Source organism: Aquimarina discodermiae, assembly GCF_040786235.1.
Classification (GTDB): Bacteria; Bacteroidota; Bacteroidia; order Flavobacteriales; family Flavobacteriaceae; genus Aquimarina.
Map to the genome: position 1 here is coordinate 116,609 of NZ_JBFMKP010000010.1, position 26,430 is coordinate 143,038.

Sequence of the window (26,430 nt, forward strand, 5' to 3'; positions counted from 1 at the left end):
TTTTTATATTTAGGTTAGCAATTTTCTTACCGCTAATATTGTTCTAAAGTCCCCATTAGTTGTATTATTAATCAACTCTGTCTATTCATATAACTTTCAAGAAATTGTTTATCAAGACTATCACTATCACCATATTTTTTTCTCATCTCATTCAATTTCTCATGCATCATTTCTCTTATTTCTTTATAGCTATTATCCTCATAAACATTATGCATTTCTGAAGGATCTTTTTCCAAATCGTATAATTCCCATTGGTTACTATCAAAATAGAAATGAATCAATTTGTATTTATCTGTACGTACTCCATGATGTCTCGGTACATTATGTTCTCCCGGAAATTCATAATAGGTATAATAAATAGCATCTCGCCATTCACTCACTTCTCCTTTTACCAATTTACGCAATGATCTACCTTGAATATCTGAAGGTATGGTCACACCAGCATAGTCCAAAAACGTAGGAGCAAAATCAATATTCTGAACCAAATCATCTATAACTGTTCCTGCTTTAATCTCTTTGGGATATCTCATTAATATAGGAGTACGAAAAGACTCTTCATACATAAACCTTTTATCAAACCAACCATGTTCTCCCAAATAAAACCCCTGATCAGAAGTATATACTACAATAGTATTTTGACTTAAATTATTCTCATCTAAATAATCCAATAGGGTTCCAACACCGTCATCTACCGATTGAACTGTACTCAAATAATCCTTCATGTATCTATTAAATTTCCATAAAGCCAAATCCTCCCCCGTCAATTTAGACTTCACAAAATCTTCAATAATTGGATCATAGTGTGCATCCCAAACTTGTTTTTGCCTTTCATTCATTCTATCATACATTTTTTGATACGCTGCTCTATACTTTGTTTTTAATTTCTCTTGTTTGTCTAGCATTTTTAAATCATACACCACGTCCATATCCTTAAAAATACCCATTTCATGATTTGAAGCAGAGTTTCTACCCTTATATCTATCAAAAAAATTATGAGGAGGATTAAAAACTGTGCCATCAAATAGAGACATATGCTTTTGTTCTGGCATCCAAGAACGATGCGGAGCTTTTTGATGATACAGTACTACAAAAGGTTTTTTCTTATCTCTTTTATTTTTAAGCCAGTCTAGCGCTATTTCTGTTGTGATAGTAGTTACATACCCTGGAATTCTTTTTTTTACTCCGTTTTCTATAAAATCCGGATTGTAATAGTATCCCTGACCAGGAAGTACATTAGAATAATCAAATCCTTGCGGTTTACCGTCCAAGTGGATTTTACCTACTAAAGCAGTTTGATATCCCACTTTTTGAAGTGACTTCACAAAATTATCCTGATCCCAATTAAATGCGTGAAAATTATCCACTTTACCATTAATATGACTATGCTTACCGGTTAACATTGCTGCCCTGCTTGGAGCACAAATCGAATTTGTAACAAAACCTCTGTTAAAAATTGCTCCTTCTTTGGCTATTCTATCAATATTAGGGGTATGATTAAGTTGATGACCATAAGCACTTATTGCCTGATATGCATGATCATCACTCATAATAAACACAATATTAGGTCGTTTAATAACCTCGGGAAATGTCTTACTCATCCCCTTTTCTGTTTTGCTATTGCAGTTTGTAAGAGCAACAGTAGCTATGACTACCCCTAATAATCTAAAATAGTTTAATTTCATACTTATCTCCTAATTTATGCTATTTAATGCTTGTAACACATTTGATACCAACAAAAGTAGATTCCTGTTCTAAAAACAATGTTTAAAATATTCTCAAAAACATCTAATTCTGTCCATAATTAGCCTCAAGACACCTTATCAATTCTATAAAAACAACTGTTTAAAAACCCACAACGGGAACTGATTAAAAAAAACAAATACAAACCTTTTTTAGACAATTACAAACATTAGTTTTTACACTGATAATTAAGTTTGCACATGTTCTGGATGATGCTCATTAAAAAACAATTTCAAACCAACTACGAATTCAATTTAACACATCATAAATAAAACAAACTCTTAATTATGAAAACCAACAAGTACTTATTCGTAATCCTTATTTCTTTTTTGTTCTTTGGCTATAGTTTTGGCCAACAGTACATAGTAGGATATGCCCCTTACTATAGAACATACCATCAAAACTTTGACTTTGGTAAATTTACACATGTACATTTCTTTTCTGTTTTCCCAACGGCCGAGGGAGGCTTAGCCTGGCCTAAAAATCAGGATTCTATCTCTATGTACAACAAATACATGGATGTTTATAGAAGAAGTAAAGATGCAGGTTCAAAAGTTATATTAACTTTTGGTGGAATCGCAGAAAACGGTTCTAAGCACTTTGCAACTATGGCAAAAAATGATATATCACGAGCCAAATTTGTAAGCAATGCTATTAATATTTGTAAAGTCTGGAAAGCCGATGGTCTTGATATTGACTGGGAAAATAACGAACGCCCCTTACCTCAGGAAGATATGGATGCTTATACCGATCTAATGACAGATTTACGAATTGCTGCAGATGCTAACAATCTTTTATTATCTACAGATGTTTCTTCCAGTGCATGGTTTGGGATTAATCAACCTGTAGAGGCTGTAGATCAAGCGCATTATATTAATGTAATGACCTACTCTTACAATGGGTCCTGGTCACCGTCTGCCAAACATCATACAGACATTACTACATCTGTTAATCAAGGGCTTGGATACTGGACCAATCAAGGAATTAGTAAATCAAAGCTAAATTTGGGTGTTGCTTTTTACGGAGTACGTTATAAGGGAGCAAGTGCTCCTGGGCAACCATTTAACAGTACTGATTATCGAACTTTTACACAAGTCGAAGCGCTTATTGACTCAGGATATACCGTAGTAGAAAACAATGAAAATGGAACGTATTGTTTTTCTGAAGCAACCAACGAAATTATCTTTTATGATAGTCCGGCAAACGTTGCTAATAAAATCAATTTTACCAAAACAAACGGATACGGAGGTGTTATTATATGGGAAATAGGGCAAGATAATCTTCAACAAACCCTTGCCACAGCCGTTGCAACAGGTAATACAGGTAATTTATTGCCAGTAGCAAATGCTAATGGGCCATATACCGCTGCTATGAACGAAACTATTACCTTTAGTAGTGCTGGTTCTAACGATCCTGATGGCTCTATTACATCGTACTCTTGGGATTTTGGAGATGGTGCAACCAGTACTCAAAATAATCCTAATCATTCCTACAGTACATCTGGCGTATTTACTGTTACTTTACAAGTATCAGACGATGCAGGTTCGACAGCTTCTGCGACTGCAACGGTTACTATTGCAGATCCCAATGGATGTACAGCTGCACATTATACACAAGGTGGTGGCTATGTAGCAGGAAGCCAAGTACAAAACAACGGAACTCTTTATGAATGTAAACCATTTCCTTTCTCTGGTTGGTGTAATGGTGCTGCATGGGCCTATGCTCCAGGTACCGGTACCTATTGGGGCTCTGCATGGACAGCAATTGGGCCCTGTCAATCATCAAAAACAACTTCTTTGAACACTTCGGCATATATACTTTATCCTAACCCCATTATCGATACGAATGAGATACATCTAAAAGTTAGTAAAGCTTCTAATGCTTCTATCATATTATATAATCAGATAGGACAACACATTACTTCAATAGTATCACAAAAAGAATTGGCGCAGGGAACACATACATTTACTATTGGTAATTCCTTAAAAACAGGAATATATTTTGTAAAAGTAACTATAGATGGTAAAGAGGAAATAATTAAAATATTGAAACGATAAAACTAAATAGTAAGTTTCAATAACCCTATGTAGCTATTGGTTTTTTGGGTTCAATAGTTATAAAAATATCCCGATAGGAGCATTAAAACACTCATATCGGGATATATTGGTTATTTAACCGTTACTTATTTCTTTAGTAATTGTTTAACGGTCTGTTGACCATCAACAGTAACTTTCATAAAATATTGACCAACAGGCAAATTAAGATTTGATATGGTAAGTGTACTTTCAGCTTTGAAAGTTTTAGAATATAACAATCTTCCTATGTTATTGAATATTTGAACTTTTGCTTCACTATAATTATCGTTATTCATAGTAATATTCAATACATCTTTAAATGGATTAGGCGATATCGATAATCCAATAGTTTTATTGAGTACAATTTCATTTGGCTCTTTAGTATTCGAAGATACATCTGCTGAGTTTTCTACTGCCAAGCTTTCAACATTTGTTTGTTCTCTCACTGCCGGACTTGGGATACATCCATTTATAACTACATCATCAATATATACCCAATCCTGGTTACCAGAAGCATCTGCTCTAAATCTAAGTTGTGTATTAGTAGTAAAAGGCCCTGCTATCACAACCTGATCATTATATCTGGTATCATTAACAAATTCATCATTTAGATTCCACTCTTCTACTGTTGTAAAGTTTGCCCCTCCATCACTAGACAATTGTAGCCAAAAATCCTCATTTACATTATCCATACTTCTACAGTAATATGAAAAATCAATAGTTAACTCTTCATAAGTTGAAAGATCAAGGTTAGAAGTGGTCATGACAGAAGTTGAAGTATTATCTCGCAATCTTATGCAATAGGTACCCGAGTTTGCATATGCGGCATCACTTGCACTTCTTCGAGCATCACTTCCACCACCTGTCCAGATTCCCCATCCTGCTTCAAAATCTTCAGAATTGATTACAGCATACGTACATTCTCCAGGAGGGTTAGGATCTTCTAAACATGCTGCAGTTAATACTTGTGCCGCAGAAAGCGCAAAACTATACACCGTTACAGCGTCCATTTTTCCGGTATAAAAACTATCTGCTGTGGTACCAAAACTATCTCTTGTTTGCACTCCTCCTAATCCACCAGACCCCGTATGAGTAGGAACGTTAGCTGGAGCTGCATTACTTGAGGCAGCCAAAACGCCATCGATATATAATTCATGACTTGTTATACTACCATTATACACAAGTGCAATATGATGCCAATCTCCATCGTTTGGAAAAGCCGTTGTTAATTGATTGGTAGAAACATTTAAACTTTTCACAAGAGATTCCAAATTAGTTCCATTCAATCGCATTACTATACCATTCGACCCTCCTCCTTCTTCAAAAAGGTTCTGAATACCGGATAATGATGTAGGTTTTATCCACATACCAATACTTCGCTGTGAAGTTGCAGCTATTAAAAATGGACCTGGGTTTTGGCTATACTGTATTTTAGTGGCTCCATCAAAAATTGCAGATTGATCGCCTTCTTTAAAATCTACCGTATCAAAAGTGAGTGTCCCCACCGTAGAAAGTGGATTATTACCATTACTAGAAGCATCGTTTGCAGCATTAGCGGTATCGAAATTCCAAAACGCGATATAAGTATCAGGAGCTACACATGATGGATCAACTGGCGTTGAAATATCAATAATTTCTGGTAATGGAACCGTATTTCCATTACTACGGTATGTTGGTAAAGGCGCAGATACATCAATAAGATGTGTTCTTAGATCTGTACTCATGTCATTTGCAATTGTTAAAATAGCATTGTCTGGTGATCCTGCTAGCAAATTTGTAGTTTCACTTATATCAGTAGTTAAATTATAAAGTTCGTATGAAGCAGTTTCATAGTAATGAATTAATTTATAATCCCCTTTTCTGATAATAGAAACCGGCCTTTGGTCTCTTTGGGAATTTGCTATATATCCTGGAAAATGCCAATACAAAGCATCTCTATTTAAATTTGAGTTTGTACCATTAAGCATAGACCATTGGCTTACTCCATCGATTGGATAATTTGATGGTAACGTTCCCCCGGCCATATCAATTACTGTAGGATATAAATCAAAAGCCACAATTGGAGTATTATTTACAGTACCCATATTGGCTAATAAACCTTGAGACCATGCAAAGGTAACAGAGCGAATTCCTCCTTCTGTATATTCTCCTTTCATACCTTTTAGCGGCGTATTATCTTCTGGTCCATTGGCTCCACCATTATCAGAAATAAAATACACCAAAGTATTTGCAGACAACATATTACCTGGATTTCTAGGATCGGGAGTTGTTTTCAAATAATCAACAATACGACCTATGGTCTGATCCATTCCTTCTAAAATTGCTGCTTGCGCTACATTATCATGTCCTATTTGACTAGGGTTAGTGTTATTTTTTGCTACGTACTTCGCATACAAATCTGGTCTGGCATTAGCTTGCCCCCATGGACCATGTATTGCATAGTTACTGAAATGCATAAAGAATGGGGAATTATTATTAGCATTCATAAAATCTATGGCAGCATCTCCCATTGCATCGGTTACGTGCTTTGCTGTTCCTGTAAGAGAATTATCTCCCGCTAATGCCATAGATTCTGCAGAGGTATATGGGTCTGCATACACATCTAATTCGGGACCTATTCTAGGATGAAATTCCCAATTACCTCCACTGCTAGCTGCAAAATATGAACCCGGAGCTCCATCAGAATCTCCGCCATAATTAAAATCAAACCCTTGATCTGTAGGAGCATTGTTTTGGCTACCTCCAGAGTGATACTTTCCAAAATGTGCAGTGGTATACCCTGCAGTTTTAATGGTTTCTGCTATGGTAATAGCACTCGCAGGGATTTCGTCTTCTCCATTCGACAATCCTTGATCAGGACCAACCAGCAGAGATGAACTACTTCCCCTATTCAAGCTATTTACAGCAAATACGTTATTATCTGGTCTGGAAGCCCATTGACCACTTAATATTGCTGCTCTTGTAGGTGCACAATTCGCTCCATTCACATAAGCATTTGGAAAAGCTATTCCCTCACTAGCCAAAGTTTCAATTATAGGAGTTTCATAAAAATCACTGGGGTTGTTTAAACTGGTTTCGTTAGAACTTACCTGTGACCACCCCATATCATCAGCAATAATAATAACAATATTGGGGGATTGGGAATACAAAAGACTACTTATTCCAAAAGTAAAAAGTAATAATAAAGACTTTGTAAATTTTTTCATAGCATATAGTTTATAATTAATATTTGACAAATCGGTTTCTAATAACTTCAATTAGTTTTGTCAATAAAACATTTTCAGTTTTATCTGTTCACAGCATACAACAACGCCATGATCACTATGTATTTACATTTTAAGGGTAAGTGTTTACGGTAATATGCTTTTAAAAAGCTTAAAAAGGAATAGGACACTAAACAAATACTGTTGCATATACAATACTAACACTGTAAATCATATTTATTTAATGATACAAACAACCATTAACAGGGGTAAAAAGTCAAACGCTTTCTTGATGTTTGTAATATATCATGTCAATCAAAACAAAAAATTTATGTTTTTTTTAACATTACAAAAGTAAAGATAAAAACAGGAATATCAATACATATAAAGCTCAAAATAATTACGTAAAAACCTTACTTTCAATATATTAAAATATCAAAACATACTATTTTAATAACCATATTTTAAAAATCATGTTGTCTAACTATAGTAGGCATAAATTTTTAATTTAATGAGAAATCTAACTTTGTTACTTCCTTTTAAATCATTAATTTAGAACATTAATATCCCATGATATGTTATTTCCGAGAACAAATATAGAGCAAGAGCTTGGTCGACTAAGAGATAAAAAAATTGAAAACTCTAACTGGAGGCAACAGGTATATCAAATTCTTAACGAAAATTACAATACTACGCTTAAAGATGTGGTTGGAGATCAAAAAACCTCATCCATACCTATCTCAGAAAACACCTTTGATTTTGATTTGTTAGAAACTCACAATATTTATCATATTGATCAGATTAAAAAGATTTGTATTGATTATCGATTACGTTTTTTAGATCTCACTTACTTTAAAGGAAAAATACCTAAAAGAGTAATTACAACTATTAAAAGTCTGGAAGAACAACATACTACCAAATTACTACGTCTAAAAATTGTAGCTCCATCCAAATTGTTTAAACTAGAAAACATGGATGATCCGTTGCTATTTGCTCCTATGGGAAATGACTATTTTTATTTAGTTGATAAATGGGGGGATGATCTTCACCCGTTACGTAAGTTCTTCATGTGGTTTTTCAAATCTTTCGAAAATTTGCTTTTTCTTACCTTTTTAATTAGCCTTTTACTTACTTTTATGGTTCCTATAGGTTTATTTAGCAAGCAAAGTGATACGACTACCTTTATAATAACATTTTTCTTTATGTTTAAATCGGTAGCTGCCATTGTATTATTCTATGGTGTAGCACTGGGTAAAAACTTTAATACAGCCATTTGGAATAGTAGGTATTTTAATGCATAATAAATTTGCAATATGTTTCACGAAAGCGAATATGAAAGGGTATACACCGGTAGTTTGGTAATTGTTCAATTTTTACAAAATTTGTTACAAGAAAATGAAATTGGTTCAATTACAAGAGATGATATGAAATCAGGTATGATGGCAGGTTTTGGAGGTGGAGTTCCTCATCATATTCAACTATTTGTGAAAAAAAATGACCTGGAAGAAGCACTACCAATTATTAAAAACAACATCTAATAAAATGGAAAACGAAAACAAGCCTACCCGAAAAAATTGGGATTTGATGATAGGTATTGCCTTAATACTATTTGGAAGCTTAAGATTATATAATAGATTACAAGCGCAAGCTGAATGGAATTTTAGAACCATATTAACCCTTTCTTTTATATTATATGGTGGGTTCTTGGTATATAGGCATATTCAAACTACCAAGAAGAATTAATCCGGTATAAAGATTATCGTTTTCTCGAACAACCTGAAACCTGCAAATACACCATAAACATCTTTCCCTTCTATATTGTTGGTCAGGATAATGGGTTGAAAGAACGGATTACCCTTTTGGTTTTCATTTAGAAAAACTGCTTTTAAAGTGGTGAAAATTTTTTCATCTACATTGGCTACTTTTATCGTTACTTCTAAACTCTCTTTGGTGTCAGAAATAATTCCATTACTAGATATATTCAATCCATCGCCATTAACATCGGTAACAAACCTTTTCGATATCAAAATCTATTACAAAAGGTTTTTCAGAAATAATACCAATGATATTATATTTTGCACCAACGATATAAAAATTGTCTTCATTTTTTTTATCTTCAAAACTTACACCAAGGTTATCTGTTATAGTACCAAATTCATCAGTTTTTAGTCCTGTAGATACCTCTATATTAAATATTGTTTTTTCTGTTATTCTACAAGAGGCAGTATACTCTCTTTCATCTATTATAACTTTTAATTTATACTGTTCTCCAGGTACTGGAAGTGGTTTAAGCTTTTTTTGGATTAAAAGCAAGGGTTGAAGAGATTTGTGTTGCGAAACATAAGTCAAACCAAAATAACCCTTTATGTATTTCATACTTGACAAAGATATAATAGAAAAATCAATTGTAGCATACACCTTCCTCTTCCTAGTCGTGGATTTGCACCTACGGTTCCATTGGATAAGATAGTTAATGCAATACTTTATAAACTTAATGCTGGTGTTCATTGGCGTCTATTATCTGTAAAAGCTTTGTTTTCCGATAAGGTATTATGTTGGCAATCGGTCTACTATCGTTATCGTAAATGGTGTTTATCTGAAACCTGAAAGAATTGTTGGATAAAATTTCTTGAAGCCCATAAGTATGATCTAGCTCTATCTAGTGTAGATTTTGATGGCAGTCATACTCCTGCTAAACGAGGTGGTGAAAACGTTGAATACCAAGGAAGAAAAAAGACAAAGACTACAAATTCTCTATACTTGACATATAGGCAAGGACTTCCTTTAGCAATGCCGGAACCCATAGCAGAGAATCATAACGACCTATTCAATATAGAGGTACAGTTTGAGGTGGTCACAGCCACGCTCGAACAAGCTAAAATTGCTGTAAATGGACTATTTCTAAACGCAGATGCAGGGTCTGATTCCAAAGACTTCCGAAACTCTTGCGATAAAAAGCAAATCAATGCCAATATATGTTTCAACAAAAGAAATGGAAATAGCCATAGAAGTGAATATTTTGATCAAAAACTATACGATCAAAGATATGCAGTAAAACTCACAAATGCTTGGATGAACAGTTATCGTTCACTTCTAAATAGGTTCGATACCACAACTGAAAGCTCGAAAGGATTCAATTATCTGTCTTTTATTGTGATAACCGTTAAAAAATTCAACAAAAAGAAAAATAAAAAAGTTTAAACCACTTCACCATCAAAATGGATATCCATAACTTTTTTACAATGTAAAGTTATACCCAATTACTATGACAACTGGCCACGATTTTGTACATCCTGAAATACGAGGATCGTTTTCTGCACATTTTTTATCACTTTTATAGAGTGAAGATCGAATGGGTAGCTCAAAGACTACATGTCAAAAGTTGCCTTTTCTTTTTTTGAATTCATTTTCATTTGTGCTTGATCAAAAATAATTACCCAGTTTAGAGAACAAATTATTAACTATAGTAGATCGATCGAAATATCCTTTTCTGGTTTAAAATGCTACTTTTGTGATTTACTAGAGTTTATATATAGCAATCACTTTAACACACTTTATTTATATGTACAAGGCACTAAGAGTTTTTATTTTCATAAAAACCATACTCTTTTGTTCATTTCTGAACGCACAAATTCATAACGATTCAACGCTAAATAAAAGTTTTAGTGAGCTTCAACAAATGTATGACAACCATAAGCATACAGATTCAATTAAGGCTAAACAAAGCGCAAAACTGTATCTGGATAAAGCAAAAAAACTAAAAGATACCCAAAGAATTATTGATGGGTTTCATTTACTCTATGACATTAAAAGTGATAAGATAAAATATCTTGACAGTGTAATTCCTATTATAAAAAGAACTAATAACGATAATCAACTTGCATACACTTACTATAAAAAAGCAAAATTCTTTTTGTACGAAAAAAGGGAAATTCAAAAAACCCTGAGTTTTTTGAATAAAGCGCGTAATCATAACTCTAAAGAAAGGGATACCACTGATTTGTCTTATAGAATACAATATCTGTTTGGTCTTATTAAAAGTGAACATTTGAATGAAAAAAAAGAAGCTTTAACCATATATAAAACGTGTGAGCAATTTTACGGACAACAAGATAAATATGTTTACCGGGTTAGGCATTTAAGTATTTTGCACGTAATCGCAGAGACATATATCAGCTTAAAAAAAACTGACTCTAGTTCTTTTTACAATGCTATTGGATATCACAAGGCAAAGAATAGTGATCATAGTAACTTACAACAAATGGGAAATTATTTTGTGCTTTGCGAAGGAATTAACCAACACACTAAAACTCAATATAAAGCTGCTATCGATAGTATTTCTAAAGCACTTCCTACTATGATTAATTTTCATGATATCTCTAATATCATTGATAGCTATTACTATTTAGGAAAATCATATTACGAATTAAATCAAAAAGAAAAAGCAATCCCTTATTTTATAAAAACCGATTCTATACTAGAATCCTTAAACTCTATCCCACAATACAAGCACGTTAAAACCTATGAATATTTAAAAAATTACTATAGATATCAAGGCGAGTTAGAAAATCAAAATAAATATCTTGACAAATTAAATGCTGTATTAGAACAATACTTAAATGATCAAGCATCTATTCAGAAAAAAATACACCAAGATTATGATATCCCATTATTACTAGAAGAAAAAGAAGAGCTAATCAAAAAACTAAATACCAATAATTCAACCTACTTATATTGGATAGCAGCCTTATTGCTATTGCTACTAGCTTGTGGGGGATTAATTTATCATCAATACAGAAAAAAGAAAATCTATCGATTGCGATTCGAAAAGTTAATGACAGAATCAAAATCACCTATACACCCTAATCCTACGAAACCTATAAAATCGATCCCGAAAACAGAGGGTTCACCAGTCCCTGAAAAACATATTCTAGATATACTTGAAAAACTAGAGGACTTTGAAAAAAACCACAATTATCTTAGTCAGGGTTTAAGTTCTCAAACGGTAACCAATCAATTAGGAACCAATCTAAAATATTTTTCGTTTGTCATTAATCATTATAAAAACAAAAATTTCACCCAATATATAAATGAACTTCGTATCAACTATGTGATCAAAGAATTACAAGTAAATGCCCGATTAAGGAAGTATACCATCAAAGCCATTGCGCATGAGTTAGGATACAATAGTGCAGAAACATTTTCGAATGCCTTCTACAAACAGGTAAAAATCAAGCCTTCTTTCTATATCAAAGAGTTGATCAAAAAAAAACACATAAAGAACTGATTTTCAAATTTTAAAAATAAAAAAACAACACGATATTCATATATTTCGTGTACTACTTTTTAATTTTAAAATCAACTCTAAAAACTTTTATATAGTTTTAAGCAAAATTAAATTATTTAAAATTCACCGTTATGAAAACAAAAACTAACAAAGGAAAAACACTAACCTTAAAAAAATTGGAAATTAGTAAAATTACCAATACAAATACTATTCGAGGTGGTGGTGGTGCTTCACTTGATTATAAAGGAGGATGTCATACTGGACGTGATGGAAACCCTTAATTATATCAATAATTATTAATATTTAAAAACCTTAAACATTATGAAAACAAAAGCTAACAAAGGAAAAAAACTAACCTTAAAAAAATTGGAAATTAGTAAAATTACCAATACTAATACTATTCGAGGTGGTGGCGGTGGTTCACTTGGTGGTTGGACGGGATGTAATACTGGACGTGATGGAAACCCTTAATTATATTTAGAATTATAAATATTTTCTAAAAAAATCCCATTGCGATTAACATAATCGCAATGGGATTTTTTTTATGCTGCTACTATGGGGTTGGCTACCTTTATCGATACAAGCTGTCCATTTTGCAATACCACCACATGATCTGCCATAGCAATGGTATCAGGGCGATGTGCAATGATAATTCTGGTAATATTCAACTTTTTCACAGTATCATTTACCACAGATTCTAATCCTACATCCAAATGTGAGGTTGCCTCGTCCAAAAACAATATTTTCGGGTTTCTGCATAAAGCTCTAGCCAATAGTAGGCGTTGCTTTTGCCCGCCTGATAAACTACTACCCATATCTCCTATCAAGGTATGATATCCCATGGGCATAGCACTTATATCATGATGTATCGCGGCCATTTGTGCAGCTTCCTCAATACGTTGTTGATCAACTTCTGGATCAAAGAAACATATGTTATCGGCAATACTACCCGATAATAATTGATCATCTTGCATAACCGTACTAATCAAATTTCTATACGTACGCAATCCTACTTTTCTAATATCATGACCATCTATGGTGATGGTTCCTGTTTTCGGCTTTAGTAACCCTAACATAATTTTCATCAACGTAGTTTTACCACATCCCGATGCCCCTACAATTGCAATAGAACTTCCCTCTTCTATCATAAAATCAAGATTCTTAAATAAGTAGGGTTCATTATCCGAATACCTAAACGATACATTACTAAGTCCTAGTCTTCCACTTACATTAGGTAATTGTTGTTGGCTGTCAATATCTTTTTCCTGTTCGGTAAGAATAATATCCCCCAAACGTTCCATATGCAACGATAACATTTTAAACTCTATAAACTTGTTCACCAAAGCAGATGCTTTACCTGTAAATTGATTTTTGTACGACATAAATGCATATAACATTCCGATGGTCATTAAACTATCCATCACCAAAGAAGCTGCAAGATAAATCACTATAATATTTTCGAGACCAAATAAAATCCCATTGATAAAATTATATCCAATATCAAGTTTACCTATCCTAATCCCTGTATTCATAGCATCGGCATAATAATTATGCCATACGGTTTGTCGCTGGCTTTCGTTGCCAAATAACTTAATGCTCTGTACTCCTCTTACAGTTTCCATAAAATTAGAATTCTGCTTGGCATCGGCTACAATAGCCTCTTCATTAAGTTGTCTATAAGGACGATATAATGCTAATCGTATTCCTGTATACAGTATTACTGCACCAATTACAATAAAAGCCAACATCGGATTATAAATAAATAGCATGACCAATAACCCTATTGCCATAATACCATCTACAATGGTTTCTATAAGTCCCGTGGTAAGTAATTGTTTTACATCTTCTAGAGATCCAAATCTAGAAACGATATCTCCTATATGCCGCTTCTGAAAATAATCCATAGGGAGTTTGAGTAAATGACGAAACAAATTGGCTGCCATTTGTATATTAAGCTGTGTACCCATATATAATAATACAACCCCACGTAGTGCTGTTACCGATAGATTAATTAACTGCATGATCCCAAAGCCCAAAGCCAGCACAATTAATAAATCAACATCTCTACTTATAATCACATCATCGACGACTAATTGCATATAAAAAGGAGACGCAATGGCAAACACTTGCAATAATAAGGACAACACCAAAATTTGCACAAGTACTCTTTTCAGTCCCGTAATCTTTGACCAAAAATGCGATAGTTTCGCTCTTTTGGTTATCTTTTCTGGTTTAAAATCAGGAGTTGGTGTTAGTTCTAATGCCACTCCCGTAAAATGTTTGGAAACCTCTTCTAACTTAAGAGTTTGTACTCCTAGTGCAGGGTCATGAATGGTGATCTTATTTCCTTTTACAGCTTTAAGTACCACAAAGTGATTGAGATCCCAATGTAAAATACAGGGTGTTTTTAGTTGCGAAAGCTCTTCTAGCTCTAATCTCAAAGGTCTGGAACTAAACTGTAAATTATCTGCTAGTTTAATTAGTCCTTGTAAGGTAGCTCCTTTTGAGGATATGGCATATTTATGCCTTAACGCATTAAGATCCGCTTTATAACCATAGTAATTAGCTACCATTGCCATTGACGCCAATCCACATTCGGCTACTTCTGTTTGTAAAATTACAGGTAAGTGTTTCTTAAAACTGTATCGTAATAACTGTACAGGGTTTTCCATAATGAATTATAATTTTCCTTTTAGGCTATAAATAGGTTCAAGTAGCCACTCTCCTAAAGTTCTTTTTTCTAAAATAATATCTGCCGCAATAGACATTCCAGATTGTAGCGGCATTTCTTTACCATACGCGTTAATCGATTGTGAATCTAGCGCTACCTTAATACGATAGACAGGTTCTTGTATGGGGATCGGTATTGCTGCTTCATTAGGATGGATTACCGTTTCTGCTATCTGAACAATTTTGCCTTCATACAATCCATAGCGTTGGTATGGAAAAGCATCATAACGCACTAATACCTGTTGTCCTTTTACTACAAAACCGATGGCTCGTGAGGGTAAGAATAATTCTGCAAAAAGTTCGGTGTTTTCTGGTATGATCGTTAATAAACCTGTTGATGTAGAAACTTGCTGCCCAATGACCATTTGGGATGCCGTTACTCTACCACTTATAGGAGCCTTAACAACATAAGAACTGCTGTTTTTAAGCTCGATAATGCGCTCTTCTAATTGTGTATATTGACTTTGTAGTTCTTGTAAGCGATTATTTTTACGCAGCGGTAATTGCTCAGATTGCTTTTGCGTATTAGTAATTTCAGTTCGTTTATTGATCAGTTGACGTTGCATAGCATTATATGTAGATTTTATACTGAAATAGGTATTGCGCTTACGAATCAATTCTTCTTCTGAAACTAACCCCTTTTCTCTAAGCTTTGTATATTTTTTTACTTGTGTTTTATGCAAGGCTACTTCTTGTTGTTGCGATTGCAATTGTTGTTCTAACTGTACATATTCACCATTGGTATTTCCTAAAGCGATTGATAAACGGCTTTCTTCACTATCAAAAACTCCTTTTTCATCGGCTATACGTTCTTCTAAATTTGCTTTTTGGTCTAGCAACCTATATAATAATTGTTGTTGTATGCTTAGGCTATCTTTGGTACCGCGCTCTGTGGTTACTTCTAGTAGATTTTCTCCTTTTTTGATATATTGTCCTTCATCGATATACCGTTGATTGATAGTACCACTAATAGGTGCATGTACGCGTATTACCCCTTTATCTGGTATCAAATACCCAGTTACCATTTCTTTACGGGCAAACGTACCAAAGCCCAAAAAGGCACTTACCAATATCACAATAAGTAATGCGGTGATCGTAAAAATCCAAAAAGATATGGGACGTACCAACAATACGTCTCCCAATAACCGTTGGGTATTATTTTCTATAGCTTCCTTTCTAAATAGAGAAGTACTCATATTTTTATTTTAGATTTATAATCGATTATAGTGATGCTGTATTTATGTATTTTAATCCTACTTTGTCATCTTAGAGTTTTCATAAAAACATCCATCCCAACCTTCCTTCAAAGGAAGGGGCCTTAAGCCTCACTTCGAATGTAGATTTAGAGGGATGTAAATAGCATTTTCCTTAAAATGTATACATTTTAAATCTATTCATTAAAGATGACAAAGTAGGATTAAAAGCCTGATGCAAAAGTCTCAACCATTTTTGCATCAGACGCTAAAAACAGTATTCCAAATTTTTATCGTAATGAATATCTTGGATCTACAGGAAGTATTGGATAATAAGGTTCTTTTACACGTATAGGTGGTGTCGGTGATGTTCCTACCACAGGAGTTGGCCATGCAATCAGCCCTAGTTCATTAGCATCCCTAACTCGACGTGGTAATGGATACACATTACCCCCATTTACCATCAATAATTCTTGTTTTTTAATTATTTTCATTGTTTTTTAATTTTTGTGATTATTAAACTATACCAAATTTATCATACCGGTACCCCATGAAGTATAGGCACAATAGGATTTATTGGCAGAATTATAGGAAATGGAAACGGAAAGGGAGCGGGAAACGGAAAAAACGGTTCAACTCTTATTAGTCCTTCTGGTAGCTCTGGCATTTCCCTTTCATTACTACTACCCCCTATTACCGAAACAATCTCTTTTACTTCTAAATTTCTCATGGTTTTAATTTTTTTACTTTTATACTTTTGGAACTGGATTAAACTTTTTTCAATTCGCTATAAAAATGCTCTTTTTCACTCAATTTTCATCTTTTTCTTACTTCGTAGCGCTGCTATGAAGTGCAAAAAACATTTCAATTGATCAAAACATTATCATTTTTCGCATGAATCAAAAAAGTTTAAACCAGTTCATGGTATTAATAGGCTACCCCATTCTGGTATCGCATCTTTTAATGGATTTTCTATAATAGGTGATGGTAATGACGGGATTCCACCACCTTGTACTTCTTTGATTTCTTTTACTTCAAGAGTTCTCATATAGTTTAGTTTTTATTTAATTTATTTCAATACGTGATGGACTTTCCACAATCAATACTACTAGAAGTACAAGTTTCTCCTATTAACTGTAATCTCTAAAATTCGATATCCAATACTTTTATAAGAAGCTTTTCTTTGTTCTCTTTTCAGATTTTATTTTCTTGATATAACAAGGCAAAAAACAATATTTTTCACTTTGTTATAAGTACTATAAGTAATCTAAATTAGCTACGAAATAGCTGAATAAGAGCATTGATAATTGTGATGTCTTAATAACCTATCTAAAAACAACCTGATTCAAAAAATGCATGAGGTTATTTTAATTGCATCCCTAGCTTATCGCTTTGAATATCTTGGATTTACCGGAACAATTGGATAATACGGTTCTTTTATTCGTACTGGAGGTACCGGAATTAACCCCTTAACTATTCCTACTCGTGATACTGGAGGAAAAGCAAGCCCCACTCCCCCATTAATAATCGATAATTCCTCTTTTTTTAATGTTTTCATTGTTCTAAATTTTAATTGTTTAATTTCTATTTATTAAGCCTATTTCACCGGTAATGGAAGTACAGGAATTATAGGTAGTATTGGAACTATTGGAAAAAATGGTTTTTTTATTCTTATAAGACCTACCGGTAACTCAGGTTCTTCTTTTGGTTCACATCCATTGATATTACAACTACCTCCGTTAATCAATGCTGTTTCTTTGTTTTCTAAATTTCTCATGACTTAAAATTTAATTTTTTGTTATTAAACCATATAACGTCTGATTTTATGCATAAAATCATCAAAACCAGACGTTATCACTTTACTTTTTAATTATAATTTTCACGAATACCTTAAGGTTGTCCATACGATCCGCTTTCTACAAAATCGTTATGTATCCCACTACCACTGCTATAACTACCCGAAGAATATAATCTAATAACTGAGGCACTCCTTGGTGGTTTTGGAAGGCTCATACCACCGTTTATACTCGACAATTCTTCTTTTTTTAATGTTTTCATTATTTTAATTTTTAAATAATTTTTTATTACTATTTTTTATTGATGCTTTATGACATTCCTTGTGATCCAGGAATTTTGTGTCCACGAGAGCCATAGTTTTCAAGTATGCTTTCCCAAACCCAACTATTATCCGGAAAAATTGGTTGCGGAGGAAAAGTCAAATTAGGAATATTAAATCCTCCGTTAACACTTGACACTTCTTCTTTTTTTAATTCTCTCATTATTTTAAATTTTAAATTGTAAAATCTTATGTGTTTTTTTAACACTGCTTAATTAGCTCCTGCATATCCTACTATAACACTCACACCTGCAGCTATACCTATCGCGGTGCCAAGAGGACCTAATGGGGCAACTAATGCCAAGCCAATAAATCCTCCGTTTACTTCCTGTACTTCTTCTAATTTTAATGTTCTCATTGTTTTATTTTTTAAATTGTTTTTCGCTCTTTTTTTAAACACAGATAATAAGGTCTGATTCTATAAGTAGAATCAGACCTTATACGTTCATACTATTTTGTTCCTGATTTTCCTTGCTGCTTTTTATTCTGATTATTTATAGTACCATTAACAGCTAAACCTACTCCACTACCTATACCAACACCATTCGCACCGAATATCGCATTTGCTACTCTACCGCCACCTGCTAAGGCACTAAATCCACTAGTATATGCTCCTGCTACAACAGCCCCTGTGAATCCTCCTAAACTTATGCTACCACCATATGCACCACCAAGTAAATAAAGTGCACCTCCTGCAATCGCTCCTACGGCAAAATTACCTAGCCCACCATTCACTTCTTCGATTTCTTTTACTTCTAAATTTCTCATTACTTTAATTTTTAAAATTTCACTAAATTATTTATGTCAGTCAATGCGCATTGACAGGAACAAACATAAGTCTACAAATGAGGGAATTGCAAGTCGCTATTTTGGGTATTCATGAATTTCGAGTGCTATTCATGAATTTAGATGCACAGTGTATGTGCACTTTTGAATTGTAGTATATAAATTGACTGGAAAGTGAAAAATGGAATATCAAAACTCCTTAAAATATATAATAACTAACTTTCTTTTCTTTTCTTTTTATGAGAAAAATAGAATTAGAATCGTAGCGCATAATAAATAGTAATTGGATAGGAACATCCTTTATTTATAAAATACTATTTTTGCCATCATTACAAAAAGTGTTTTCTACTACATTTTTAGTCAACTACCTCGAAGCAAGCTCACGAGGCATCCAGCGGAAAAACAGTTTTTACATTTCGAGGCAAGCCTCGCAGAATTAAACTCCACTATGTGGATTAAAATCATTTTATGCACAAGATATTAAAGGCAATTTTTTTTTGTAAAATCATACTTTTTTGTTCGTTTATAAACGCCCAAACTTATATCGATTCTTTTCAAAACAAAAGTTTTAGCGAACTTCAAAATATCTACTCCAGACATAAACGTACAGATTCAATAATAGCAAATCAAAGTGCTAAAACATATCTGTATAAAGCCAAAACCGAGCGAGACACTCATAAAATTGTTCATGGATTTAATATGCTCTATGATTTAAAAAAGGATAAAACGGCATACTTGGATAGTATTATACTAATTGAGAAAAATAAAATACAAAGTAATATTACTGCAAAGGCATATTTTAAGAAAGCTCAATATTTTTTATATAACAAAAGAGATATTAAAGAGACATTAAAATACCTTAATAAAGCACGTAGTACCTACATAAAAGAAGTTGACTCTATCGATGTATCATATAGAATACAATATATGAATATGATTGGGATTATAAAAAGTGAACATCTAAATGAAAGAGAAGAAGCTTTAGTTACTTTTAAAAAATGTGAAGCTTTTTATGAAAAGCAAACAGAATATATTTATAAACTTAGGCACTTAAGGGTTTTACATGCAATCGCAGAAACCTATATCAGTATGCAAAAACCTGACTCTAGCTCTTTTTATAATACTAAAGGATATACCAAATCGATTAGAAATACTGATAATAATCTAAGAAGGATGGGAGCATATTTTATTCTTTGTGAAGGTATTAATCAACACCATAAACAAAATTACAAAACTGCTATTGATAGTATAAACAATGCATTACCTACTATCATTGATTTTGAAGACATCCCTACTATTATTGATGGGTATTATTATCTGGGAAAATCTTATTTCGAGCATAATCAAAGAGAAAAAGCGATTCCGTATTTTATAAAAACCGATTCTTTATTAAAAACGTTGGATTATGCACCAGAATATAAACATATTAAGACATATGAGTATTTAAAAAACTATTATAAAGAACAAGATGACTTAGAAAATCAAAATAAGTATCTCGACAAATTAAATACAGTACTCGACCAATACCTAAACGATAAGGCATCAATACAAAAAAAGGTGAATCAAGATTATGACATTCCCTTACTCCTAACTGAAAAAGAGGACCTTATAACAAAACTAAACAAAAACAACACAACATACCTTTTAGGGATACTTTTACTAATTTTATCATTAATAATGTGTGGTGCACTACTATACCATCAATATAGAAAAAGGAAATTATATCGACTACGATTTGAAGAATTAATATCAAAACCAAAAGTAGGAGATCAACCTAAGTTAATCATAAAAAATGACGACGTACAAATACCCGAAAAACATGTAACCGATATACTAGAAAAATTAAATGAGTTTGAAAAAAATCTTGACTATCTTACTTCTGGCTTAAGCTCTCAATCTTTAGCTAATGTACTAGAAACCAATGTCAAATATTTATCATATGTGATCAATCAATACAAAAATAAAAATTTTACTAGCTATATAAATGAGTTACGCGTTAATTACGCAATTAAGGAATTACAAGAAAATAAGCGATTAAGAAAATATACAATTAAAGCAATTGCACATGAATTAGGGTATAATAGTGCTGAAACATTTTCTAAAGCCTTTTATAAACAAGTCAAAATCAAACCATCCTACTACATTAAAGAACTTATCAAAAAAGAAAACACTCACTCTTAAAAAATTGAAACTTTTAGACTTAATAGAATTGACTCTATTATTGGAGTTGTATACTATGTACAAAATCGTACCTTAATTCTTAAGTATGAGTCTAGAACTACCATTATAACTTATGATTATAGAAGTTTAACAAACGATCATACTGAATCCTGAATAGTTATAATTATTTGATAAAAATAAATTTATACCATTTACACTTTAAATCTACCGGAATAAAATGTTCTTTTTTTACCTCAGTTTTAGAATAAAAATAAACCGTAGCCCTGCTATGCTTGATTTTTCTTCTTCACTGAAACAAAAAAATCTTAATTTTCTTTTCCAGTAAATTCAAAATATAAATGGTATTAGAAATAAAGAAACATCCTTTTTTTGCAAATTATAAAAGAAGGATGTTTTTTTATTTAAGTAATAATCTCAGTTTAAAAACGATTATATCCATAATAATTTAGATACCCCAAACCGCCTCCGGTAGCTCCTCCAGGTCCAAAACACTCTCCGGTTGAAGTTGTTCCAGAAGGCACATCACTTCCTCCATTTACTACTCGCATTTCTTCTAATTTTAATTCTTTCATTTTTAAATTTTTTAAATTGTTAAGTACTATTTAACCCGGATTATGAATTAGAAAATCTATTACAGCTTCCAATTGCTTCAAAAACTGGCGCTTTGCTATATTTTTTAATATAACCATAGCGATGCTATGCTGAAATTAAGAAAACATCAGTTTTTATTGCACTTGAAACCTTCATAACGAAGTTCTAATGCATAATCCGGGTTTAAGTTGATCAATGCGCATTGACCGTAACAAACATAACACTGAAAAAGAGACAATTACAAGAAGTCATAATAGAAATTCATGAATACCGCCTTAGATTCATGAATACTCTGAAAAAACAATCAATTACCACTTATCTTTCGATAAGTTTTTATATAAACACCTTATTGACAATCAGGTACTACATTATGAAGATCAAATTATTAAAGCTAAAAACCAGTTTTAATAATTTAAAAATCAGAAGGTTATTCATAAAGACTGAAACAACCTCTTTCGATAAATACCCGGCTCACTATTTTAAGTCTAATAAGATTTATGGAGAGAATTTCGTAAATCGCATAACTATTAAATTATAGAGTACATCCATAAAACACCCTATCTTACTATATAAAGTCGGGTGTTTTCATATCGTGAAATAATTAACTAATCAACAAACACTCATCCCATTTCGCCATAGAAGGAGTTAAATAAGATAGTATTGTCAATCCAATACCAGCAACACCTTCTAGCAAACTCACCTCGGGGAGCCATTCTTCTTTTGCTCCTTGCCACGCTGCATATCCAGCATATCCTTCTTTTATAGTGGCCATTTGCAAGGCTTCTTGTGCCCAAAAATCCGCTGCTTCTTTAAACAAAGAATCTCCTGTTTTCTTATATAGATAGTTATAGATCTGAAGTATCCCATAAGCACCATGACACAACCCAGCATCTATTACAGAAGCTTCTTCTTTATCTCTTCGGTGCGTAGTTTTCTGAAGTATACGTATTGATTCTTCATATAATTTTTGATCTTTTAACGTTTCGGCAACACGCAACAAAGAGATACCAATTCCTAAATCACCATAGCACCAAGCTAGTCTGGAGTTAAAATCAACAACTTCTCCAGCTACAATCCAGTTGGGAAATGTTGAGGTTAAAGAGGTGTCCTTATTTTTATAATCCAATATATAATTTGAAGTATACGCTATAAGGTCCTTTACATCATCAAAAAACTCATCATATGTAGCCAGGCGAGATAAAAAATTAATGTTACTTGCTATTCCGTGGGATAGACTTAGATTACATCCAATGACTCCTTCTTCTTTCTTTAAAACCGAATCCCACCAAATTTTATCCCCTTCTTTTGTTGAAGATTCTTTAAGTGCCCGAATTAGTTCATCCAAATATGCTTTGTACTTCTTCTTAGATGTTTCTGAGGTTATATTTTTATACCGTTTCAGAAAATAAAACCCATATCCCATGGCACCATGTAAAAAATCAAAGTTATCATCTTTTATATCTGCTCTCATCGCTTCTAGCAAATGTCCATCAACACTATGTGATAGAAAGTCTTCATCGAGCTCTACAAAATCTTCTTCTCTAAGAATTTCTAATACCCAACATGCACCTGCAATTCCTGTACAAAATGTTGGATAATTAAATCCGTTATTAATATAATCTACCATTTTGGTGATGGTCTCGACACCTTTATCAGCATGAACATCATCATCCAAAAATCTGGAATAATAAAACTGGAACAACGCCACTCCAGAGGTCCCCGACAACACTCCAATTTCTTTGTTTTTAGAGGTTTCCTGATCCAAAACCTCACTTATTTCTTTTAATTTTTCCCTAAACTGACTTTCCAAATTCATGTATATATACGATTCTTTATTTTCTTAATTATTTGTGGGATAAATGTAAAACTTAGACAGGGATCTTATAGTATACTACCTGTCGAAATTCAAGAATTTTAGCTATAACTTTATAGCGTTTGTTAATGTTTAAAATTACATCTAAAACTACCGATTGGAGAACCATCAGGAATCTTTGGCGAAGCAGTAATTATTAGCTTTTCTGGATTTTTTTGATACCGCTGGATTTTATCAAGATAGTATTGATTATAAATCTTTTCCAAATCATCATTGGTATCTACTTTTAGCATTGATTCTATACTTTTGATTTTTGCATACGCTATCGCATTTGCCTGAGTATAGGCTTGCTTGTTAGATGCTAAGATCATTAAATGCTCTAAAACAGTACTTCTTACGACATGAAGAATTTCTCTATGATAAGAATTCTTTACTTTTAGTTTGAACGTTTTCTCAATTAATTGATCTAAAGTTTCTGATAATCCTATTTGATTTTGATCTAAACTTTTTTGTTGTACTAATCTAGAGGCTCGCTCTGGATGTAATAAAAGAGAAATGCTCATATTACTAGCGGTGGCAACAGCTCCCAAAGCATCAAAGCCAACTCCTGTTTTTCCATGAAATGATTCTCTGGTTCTATTATATTCATACGCCCTTGGCGGAAACAATTTCAATTTTTCTTCTGGAATAGCCAAAACAGTAGGTGAAATTGTTTTTAAAACTTGTGATAAAGCATTTCTTTGTTTCTCTACACTTATCGTTTCAACAATAGTCTGATGATCTCCTTTTACGGCATAATTATAATTTAACCCACCAATAAGTTTTACAGCTGCTTCTGTCTGATATCGATGAAAAAAGTAAAGCGGTACAAAAACATCTTCGAGAACAGAGTACGGTTCACCACTGCGTATATTTTCTTCAGAAAAATTCTGAATGGCAACCTCGCGTACTTTTAATACATTTTCCAGCTCTTTTATAGCACTATTGCCATTATCCCATAAATGAGCAAGTTCATGAGCTCCTCCTTCTGCTCTGGCATCTGTATCTGTAATAAAACGAAAACCTGATTGATATGATTGGTCCAATAGTTGATTCAACGCTTCCTTTTCATCAACAGATTCTTCAAACTCAGAATAACTGTATGCTACTGTAATTTTATCCCATTCGCCTATTTTTGTATCATACGCATCCGAAATATCGATATTACCTCCTTTTATGAAAACTTTAGGATGTGGGTAATCCATTACCGACGCTCTATCCTTAGCACTTGCAGCAAAATTATGAGCAAAACCAATGGTATGTCCCACCTCATGTGTCGATAACTGTCTAATACGTGCCAATGCCATAGTCATCATTTTATCGTGTTGATCGTCTCCTTCTTTAAAAGGCTGATTTAAAATAGCTTGAGCTATTAAAAAATCTTGTCGTATTCGTAAACTTCCCAGGCTTACATGTCCTTTAAGAATTTCTCCTGTTCTAGGATCTACTACACTTGCTCCATAGCTCCACCCTCTAGTTGATCGATGAACCCACTGTATGACATTATACCTCAAATCCATAGGATCTGCTCCTTCTGGTAACATCTTTACCTGAAATGCATTTTTAAAGCCAATGGCCTCATAAGCTTCATCCCACCATTGCGCTCCTTCAATTAGCGCAGATCGTATAGGTTCTGGCGTACCTGGGTCCAAATAATAAATAATAGGTTCTTTAGCTTCGCTAACCTTTTGACTCGGATATTTTTTTTCTAATCTGTGTCTTGTAATATATCGTTTTAAAATAGGTTCATAAATCGGTGTAGCATAATCCATATATGAAATTGATATTGCTCCACATCTTGGATCGAAGCTTCTCTTTTTATAACCATCATCAGGTAACGCTACAAACGAATGATGCTGAATAACGGTTAAATACTTAGGATTGGGAGCAATCGATTTAATACGTTCGCTTTTAGGTGTACCTTTGTATGTGATCAAAGCTTCAAACTCTACATTTTTAGGAAACCCCTTGGTATTTTCCAAATAAATACTACTTCTGCCAAGATCCACCTGGTAACTACCGGATTTATTAGCTTTTATTTTATCTATAACCCCATGTGCGTCTTGCATTAAAAATGGCGTGAAATCAACAATATATTTTCCTGACTTTTCTTCTTTTATAGAAAACCCGAATAGTACCGATCTGGTAAAAGCTTCTTCTACACTCTTTTGTTCTGGGATATTCTTGGTAATCGCTTTATATTTCTGATTAGGTTGGACAAGTAATAACTTGTTACCTGCTTTTTGAAACTTTACAATAACCCCATCACCTATCTGACCTCTATCCAAGCCTATATCATTAGAACCTAAGCCCGTTTTTAACGAGCGAACATATAAAAACTCTGTATCCAGTTTATCAACTTCTAAATAGATTTTATCCTGTTCATTACTATAGTAAAAATTAAAAAACCCAGTAAATGATTTTAGGTTTTTTTGTTTTTCTAAAAATTGAGCTGTGATAAAGTTGCTGATAAGCAAAAATATACAAGCTAAAAATAGTTTCGTGGGTTTTAAATAATTTATCACTGGTAAAAATTAAAAGTTTTTTATATGCTATAATAGACAGAATCACATTACATTTTATCATTATTAATTGGAAATTGATTTCCCTCATATATCTTCAAAAACAATGATTCTGTTTAAAACTATAAAATAATGTAAAAAATACTTCTTACTG

Annotated in this window: 26 protein-coding genes and 1 pseudogene; 9 read left to right on the top strand and 18 right to left on the bottom strand. The window is 33.0% G+C overall.

Annotated elements, in window-relative coordinates; translation table 11 throughout:
- Positions 1–71: 71 nt before the first annotated feature.
- Positions 72–1,682, bottom strand: coding sequence for a sulfatase family protein (locus tag ABW636_RS08155; RefSeq protein ID WP_367589474.1), 1,611 nt, complete (start codon positions 1,680–1,682; stop codon positions 72–74).
- Positions 1,683–2,027: 345 nt separating this feature from the next.
- On the opposite strand from ABW636_RS08155, the gene ABW636_RS08160 reads away from it, so the two are divergent.
- A complete protein-coding gene (locus ABW636_RS08160; protein WP_367589475.1) occupies positions 2,028–3,797 on the top strand; it encodes a glycosyl hydrolase family 18 protein in 1,770 nt (589 codons plus the stop codon).
- A gap of 125 nt (positions 3,798–3,922) precedes the next feature.
- Here ABW636_RS08160 and ABW636_RS08165 read toward each other — a convergent pair whose 3' ends face one another.
- Positions 3,923–7,021, bottom strand: coding sequence for a sulfatase-like hydrolase/transferase (locus ABW636_RS08165; RefSeq protein ID WP_367589476.1), 3,099 nt, complete (start codon positions 7,019–7,021; stop codon positions 3,923–3,925).
- 572 nt (positions 7,022–7,593) lie between these two features.
- Here ABW636_RS08165 and ABW636_RS08170 point away from each other — a divergent pair.
- Genes ABW636_RS08170 through ABW636_RS08180 form a run of 3 tightly spaced genes read left to right on the top strand, consistent with a single transcriptional unit; the run spans position 7,594 to position 8,761 of the window.
- The gene (locus tag ABW636_RS08170) at positions 7,594–8,319 is read left to right on the top strand and encodes a hypothetical protein (RefSeq protein WP_367589477.1); all 726 of its coding nucleotides are present in this window, start codon (positions 7,594–7,596) and stop codon (positions 8,317–8,319) included.
- Positions 8,320–8,331: 12 nt separating this feature from the next.
- Entirely contained in the window at positions 8,332–8,556 is a 225-nt protein-coding gene (locus ABW636_RS08175) for a putative signal transducing protein (RefSeq protein WP_367589478.1), read from the top strand.
- Between the two features lie 4 nt (positions 8,557–8,560).
- Positions 8,561–8,761, top strand: coding sequence for a hypothetical protein (locus tag ABW636_RS08180; protein WP_367589479.1), 201 nt, complete (start codon positions 8,561–8,563; stop codon positions 8,759–8,761).
- Here ABW636_RS08180 and ABW636_RS08185 read toward each other — a convergent pair.
- Both ABW636_RS08185 and ABW636_RS08190 read right to left on the bottom strand, forming a co-directional pair.
- Positions 8,758–9,045, bottom strand: coding sequence for a hypothetical protein (locus ABW636_RS08185; RefSeq protein ID WP_367589480.1), 288 nt, complete (start codon positions 9,043–9,045; stop codon positions 8,758–8,760). The genes ABW636_RS08180 and ABW636_RS08185 overlap by 4 nt on opposite strands.
- Positions 9,014–9,394, bottom strand: a complete 381-nt coding sequence (locus tag ABW636_RS08190; RefSeq protein ID WP_367589481.1) for a hypothetical protein — start codon at positions 9,392–9,394, stop codon at positions 9,014–9,016. The genes ABW636_RS08185 and ABW636_RS08190 overlap by 32 nt, the downstream gene beginning before the upstream one ends.
- On the opposite strand from ABW636_RS08190, the pseudogene ABW636_RS08195 reads away from it, so the two are divergent.
- The 4 genes and pseudogenes from ABW636_RS08195 to ABW636_RS08210 all read left to right on the top strand — a co-directional run bounded on the left by ABW636_RS08195 (position 9,384) and on the right by ABW636_RS08210 (position 12,776).
- Positions 9,384–10,219, top strand: a pseudogene (locus ABW636_RS08195) (transposase family protein). The gene ABW636_RS08190 and the pseudogene ABW636_RS08195 sit on opposite strands and share 11 nt — an antisense overlap.
- 361 nt (positions 10,220–10,580) lie before the next feature.
- Positions 10,581–12,305 carry a helix-turn-helix domain-containing protein gene (locus ABW636_RS08200; protein WP_367589482.1) on the top strand — a complete coding sequence of 575 codons (1,725 nt, stop codon included), beginning with the start codon at positions 10,581–10,583 and terminating at the stop codon, positions 12,303–12,305.
- Positions 12,306–12,436: 131 nt separating this feature from the next.
- Positions 12,437–12,586, top strand: coding sequence for a hypothetical protein (locus tag ABW636_RS08205; RefSeq protein ID WP_367589483.1), 150 nt, complete (start codon positions 12,437–12,439; stop codon positions 12,584–12,586).
- A 40-nt stretch (positions 12,587–12,626) separates the two neighbouring features.
- The gene (locus ABW636_RS08210) at positions 12,627–12,776 is read left to right on the top strand and encodes a hypothetical protein (RefSeq protein ID WP_367589484.1); all 150 of its coding nucleotides are present in this window, start codon (positions 12,627–12,629) and stop codon (positions 12,774–12,776) included.
- Positions 12,777–12,847: 71 nt separating this feature from the next.
- Here the strand turns inward: ABW636_RS08210 and ABW636_RS08215 are convergent, their stop codons facing one another.
- The 11 genes from ABW636_RS08215 to ABW636_RS08270 all read right to left on the bottom strand — a co-directional run bounded on the left by ABW636_RS08215 (position 12,848) and on the right by ABW636_RS08270 (position 19,112).
- Positions 12,848–14,977, bottom strand: coding sequence for a peptidase domain-containing ABC transporter (locus ABW636_RS08215; protein ID WP_367589485.1), 2,130 nt, complete (start codon positions 14,975–14,977; stop codon positions 12,848–12,850).
- Positions 14,978–14,983: 6 nt separating this feature from the next.
- Positions 14,984–16,231 carry an HlyD family secretion protein gene (locus ABW636_RS08220; protein ID WP_367589486.1) on the bottom strand — a complete coding sequence of 416 codons (1,248 nt, stop codon included), beginning with the start codon at positions 16,229–16,231 and terminating at the stop codon, positions 14,984–14,986.
- A 287-nt stretch (positions 16,232–16,518) separates the two neighbouring features.
- Positions 16,519–16,722, bottom strand: a complete 204-nt coding sequence (locus tag ABW636_RS08225; protein ID WP_367589487.1) for a hypothetical protein — start codon at positions 16,720–16,722, stop codon at positions 16,519–16,521.
- A 41-nt stretch (positions 16,723–16,763) separates the two neighbouring features.
- Positions 16,764–16,958: a hypothetical protein gene (locus ABW636_RS08230; protein ID WP_367589488.1), complete on the bottom strand. Its 195-nt coding sequence runs from the start codon at positions 16,956–16,958 to the stop codon at positions 16,764–16,766.
- 189 nt (positions 16,959–17,147) lie between these two features.
- A complete protein-coding gene (locus ABW636_RS08240) occupies positions 17,148–17,276 on the bottom strand; it encodes a hypothetical protein (protein ID WP_367589489.1) in 129 nt (42 codons plus the stop codon).
- Positions 17,277–17,612: 336 nt separating this feature from the next.
- Positions 17,613–17,786, bottom strand: a complete 174-nt coding sequence (locus ABW636_RS08245; protein WP_367589490.1) for a hypothetical protein — start codon at positions 17,784–17,786, stop codon at positions 17,613–17,615.
- A gap of 39 nt (positions 17,787–17,825) precedes the next feature.
- Positions 17,826–18,005 carry a hypothetical protein gene (locus ABW636_RS08250; protein WP_367589491.1) on the bottom strand — a complete coding sequence of 60 codons (180 nt, stop codon included), beginning with the start codon at positions 18,003–18,005 and terminating at the stop codon, positions 17,826–17,828.
- Between the two features lie 113 nt (positions 18,006–18,118).
- A complete protein-coding gene (locus tag ABW636_RS08255; protein ID WP_367589492.1) occupies positions 18,119–18,286 on the bottom strand; it encodes a bacteriocin in 168 nt (55 codons plus the stop codon).
- Between the two features lie 47 nt (positions 18,287–18,333).
- Positions 18,334–18,507, bottom strand: a complete 174-nt coding sequence (locus ABW636_RS08260) for a hypothetical protein (protein WP_367589493.1) — start codon at positions 18,505–18,507, stop codon at positions 18,334–18,336.
- A gap of 48 nt (positions 18,508–18,555) precedes the next feature.
- Positions 18,556–18,702, bottom strand: coding sequence for a hypothetical protein (locus ABW636_RS08265; protein ID WP_367589494.1), 147 nt, complete (start codon positions 18,700–18,702; stop codon positions 18,556–18,558).
- Between the two features lie 92 nt (positions 18,703–18,794).
- Entirely contained in the window at positions 18,795–19,112 is a 318-nt protein-coding gene (locus ABW636_RS08270) for a hypothetical protein (RefSeq protein ID WP_367589495.1), read from the bottom strand.
- A gap of 486 nt (positions 19,113–19,598) precedes the next feature.
- Here ABW636_RS08270 and ABW636_RS08275 point away from each other — a divergent pair, with 486 nt between their 5' ends.
- Positions 19,599–21,311, top strand: coding sequence for a helix-turn-helix domain-containing protein (locus ABW636_RS08275; protein ID WP_367589496.1), 1,713 nt, complete (start codon positions 19,599–19,601; stop codon positions 21,309–21,311).
- Between the two features lie 419 nt (positions 21,312–21,730).
- Here ABW636_RS08275 and ABW636_RS08280 read toward each other — a convergent pair whose 3' ends face one another.
- The 3 genes from ABW636_RS08280 to ABW636_RS08290 all read right to left on the bottom strand — a co-directional run bounded on the left by ABW636_RS08280 (position 21,731) and on the right by ABW636_RS08290 (position 26,231).
- Entirely contained in the window at positions 21,731–21,883 is a 153-nt protein-coding gene (locus tag ABW636_RS08280) for a hypothetical protein (protein ID WP_367589497.1), read from the bottom strand.
- A 620-nt stretch (positions 21,884–22,503) separates the two neighbouring features.
- The gene (locus tag ABW636_RS08285) at positions 22,504–23,718 is read right to left on the bottom strand and encodes a lanthionine synthetase C family protein (protein WP_367589498.1); all 1,215 of its coding nucleotides are present in this window, start codon (positions 23,716–23,718) and stop codon (positions 22,504–22,506) included.
- Positions 23,719–23,840: 122 nt separating this feature from the next.
- Positions 23,841–26,231 carry a zinc-dependent metalloprotease gene (locus ABW636_RS08290; RefSeq protein WP_367589499.1) on the bottom strand — a complete coding sequence of 797 codons (2,391 nt, stop codon included), beginning with the start codon at positions 26,229–26,231 and terminating at the stop codon, positions 23,841–23,843.
- Positions 26,232–26,430: the final 199 nt, after the last annotated feature.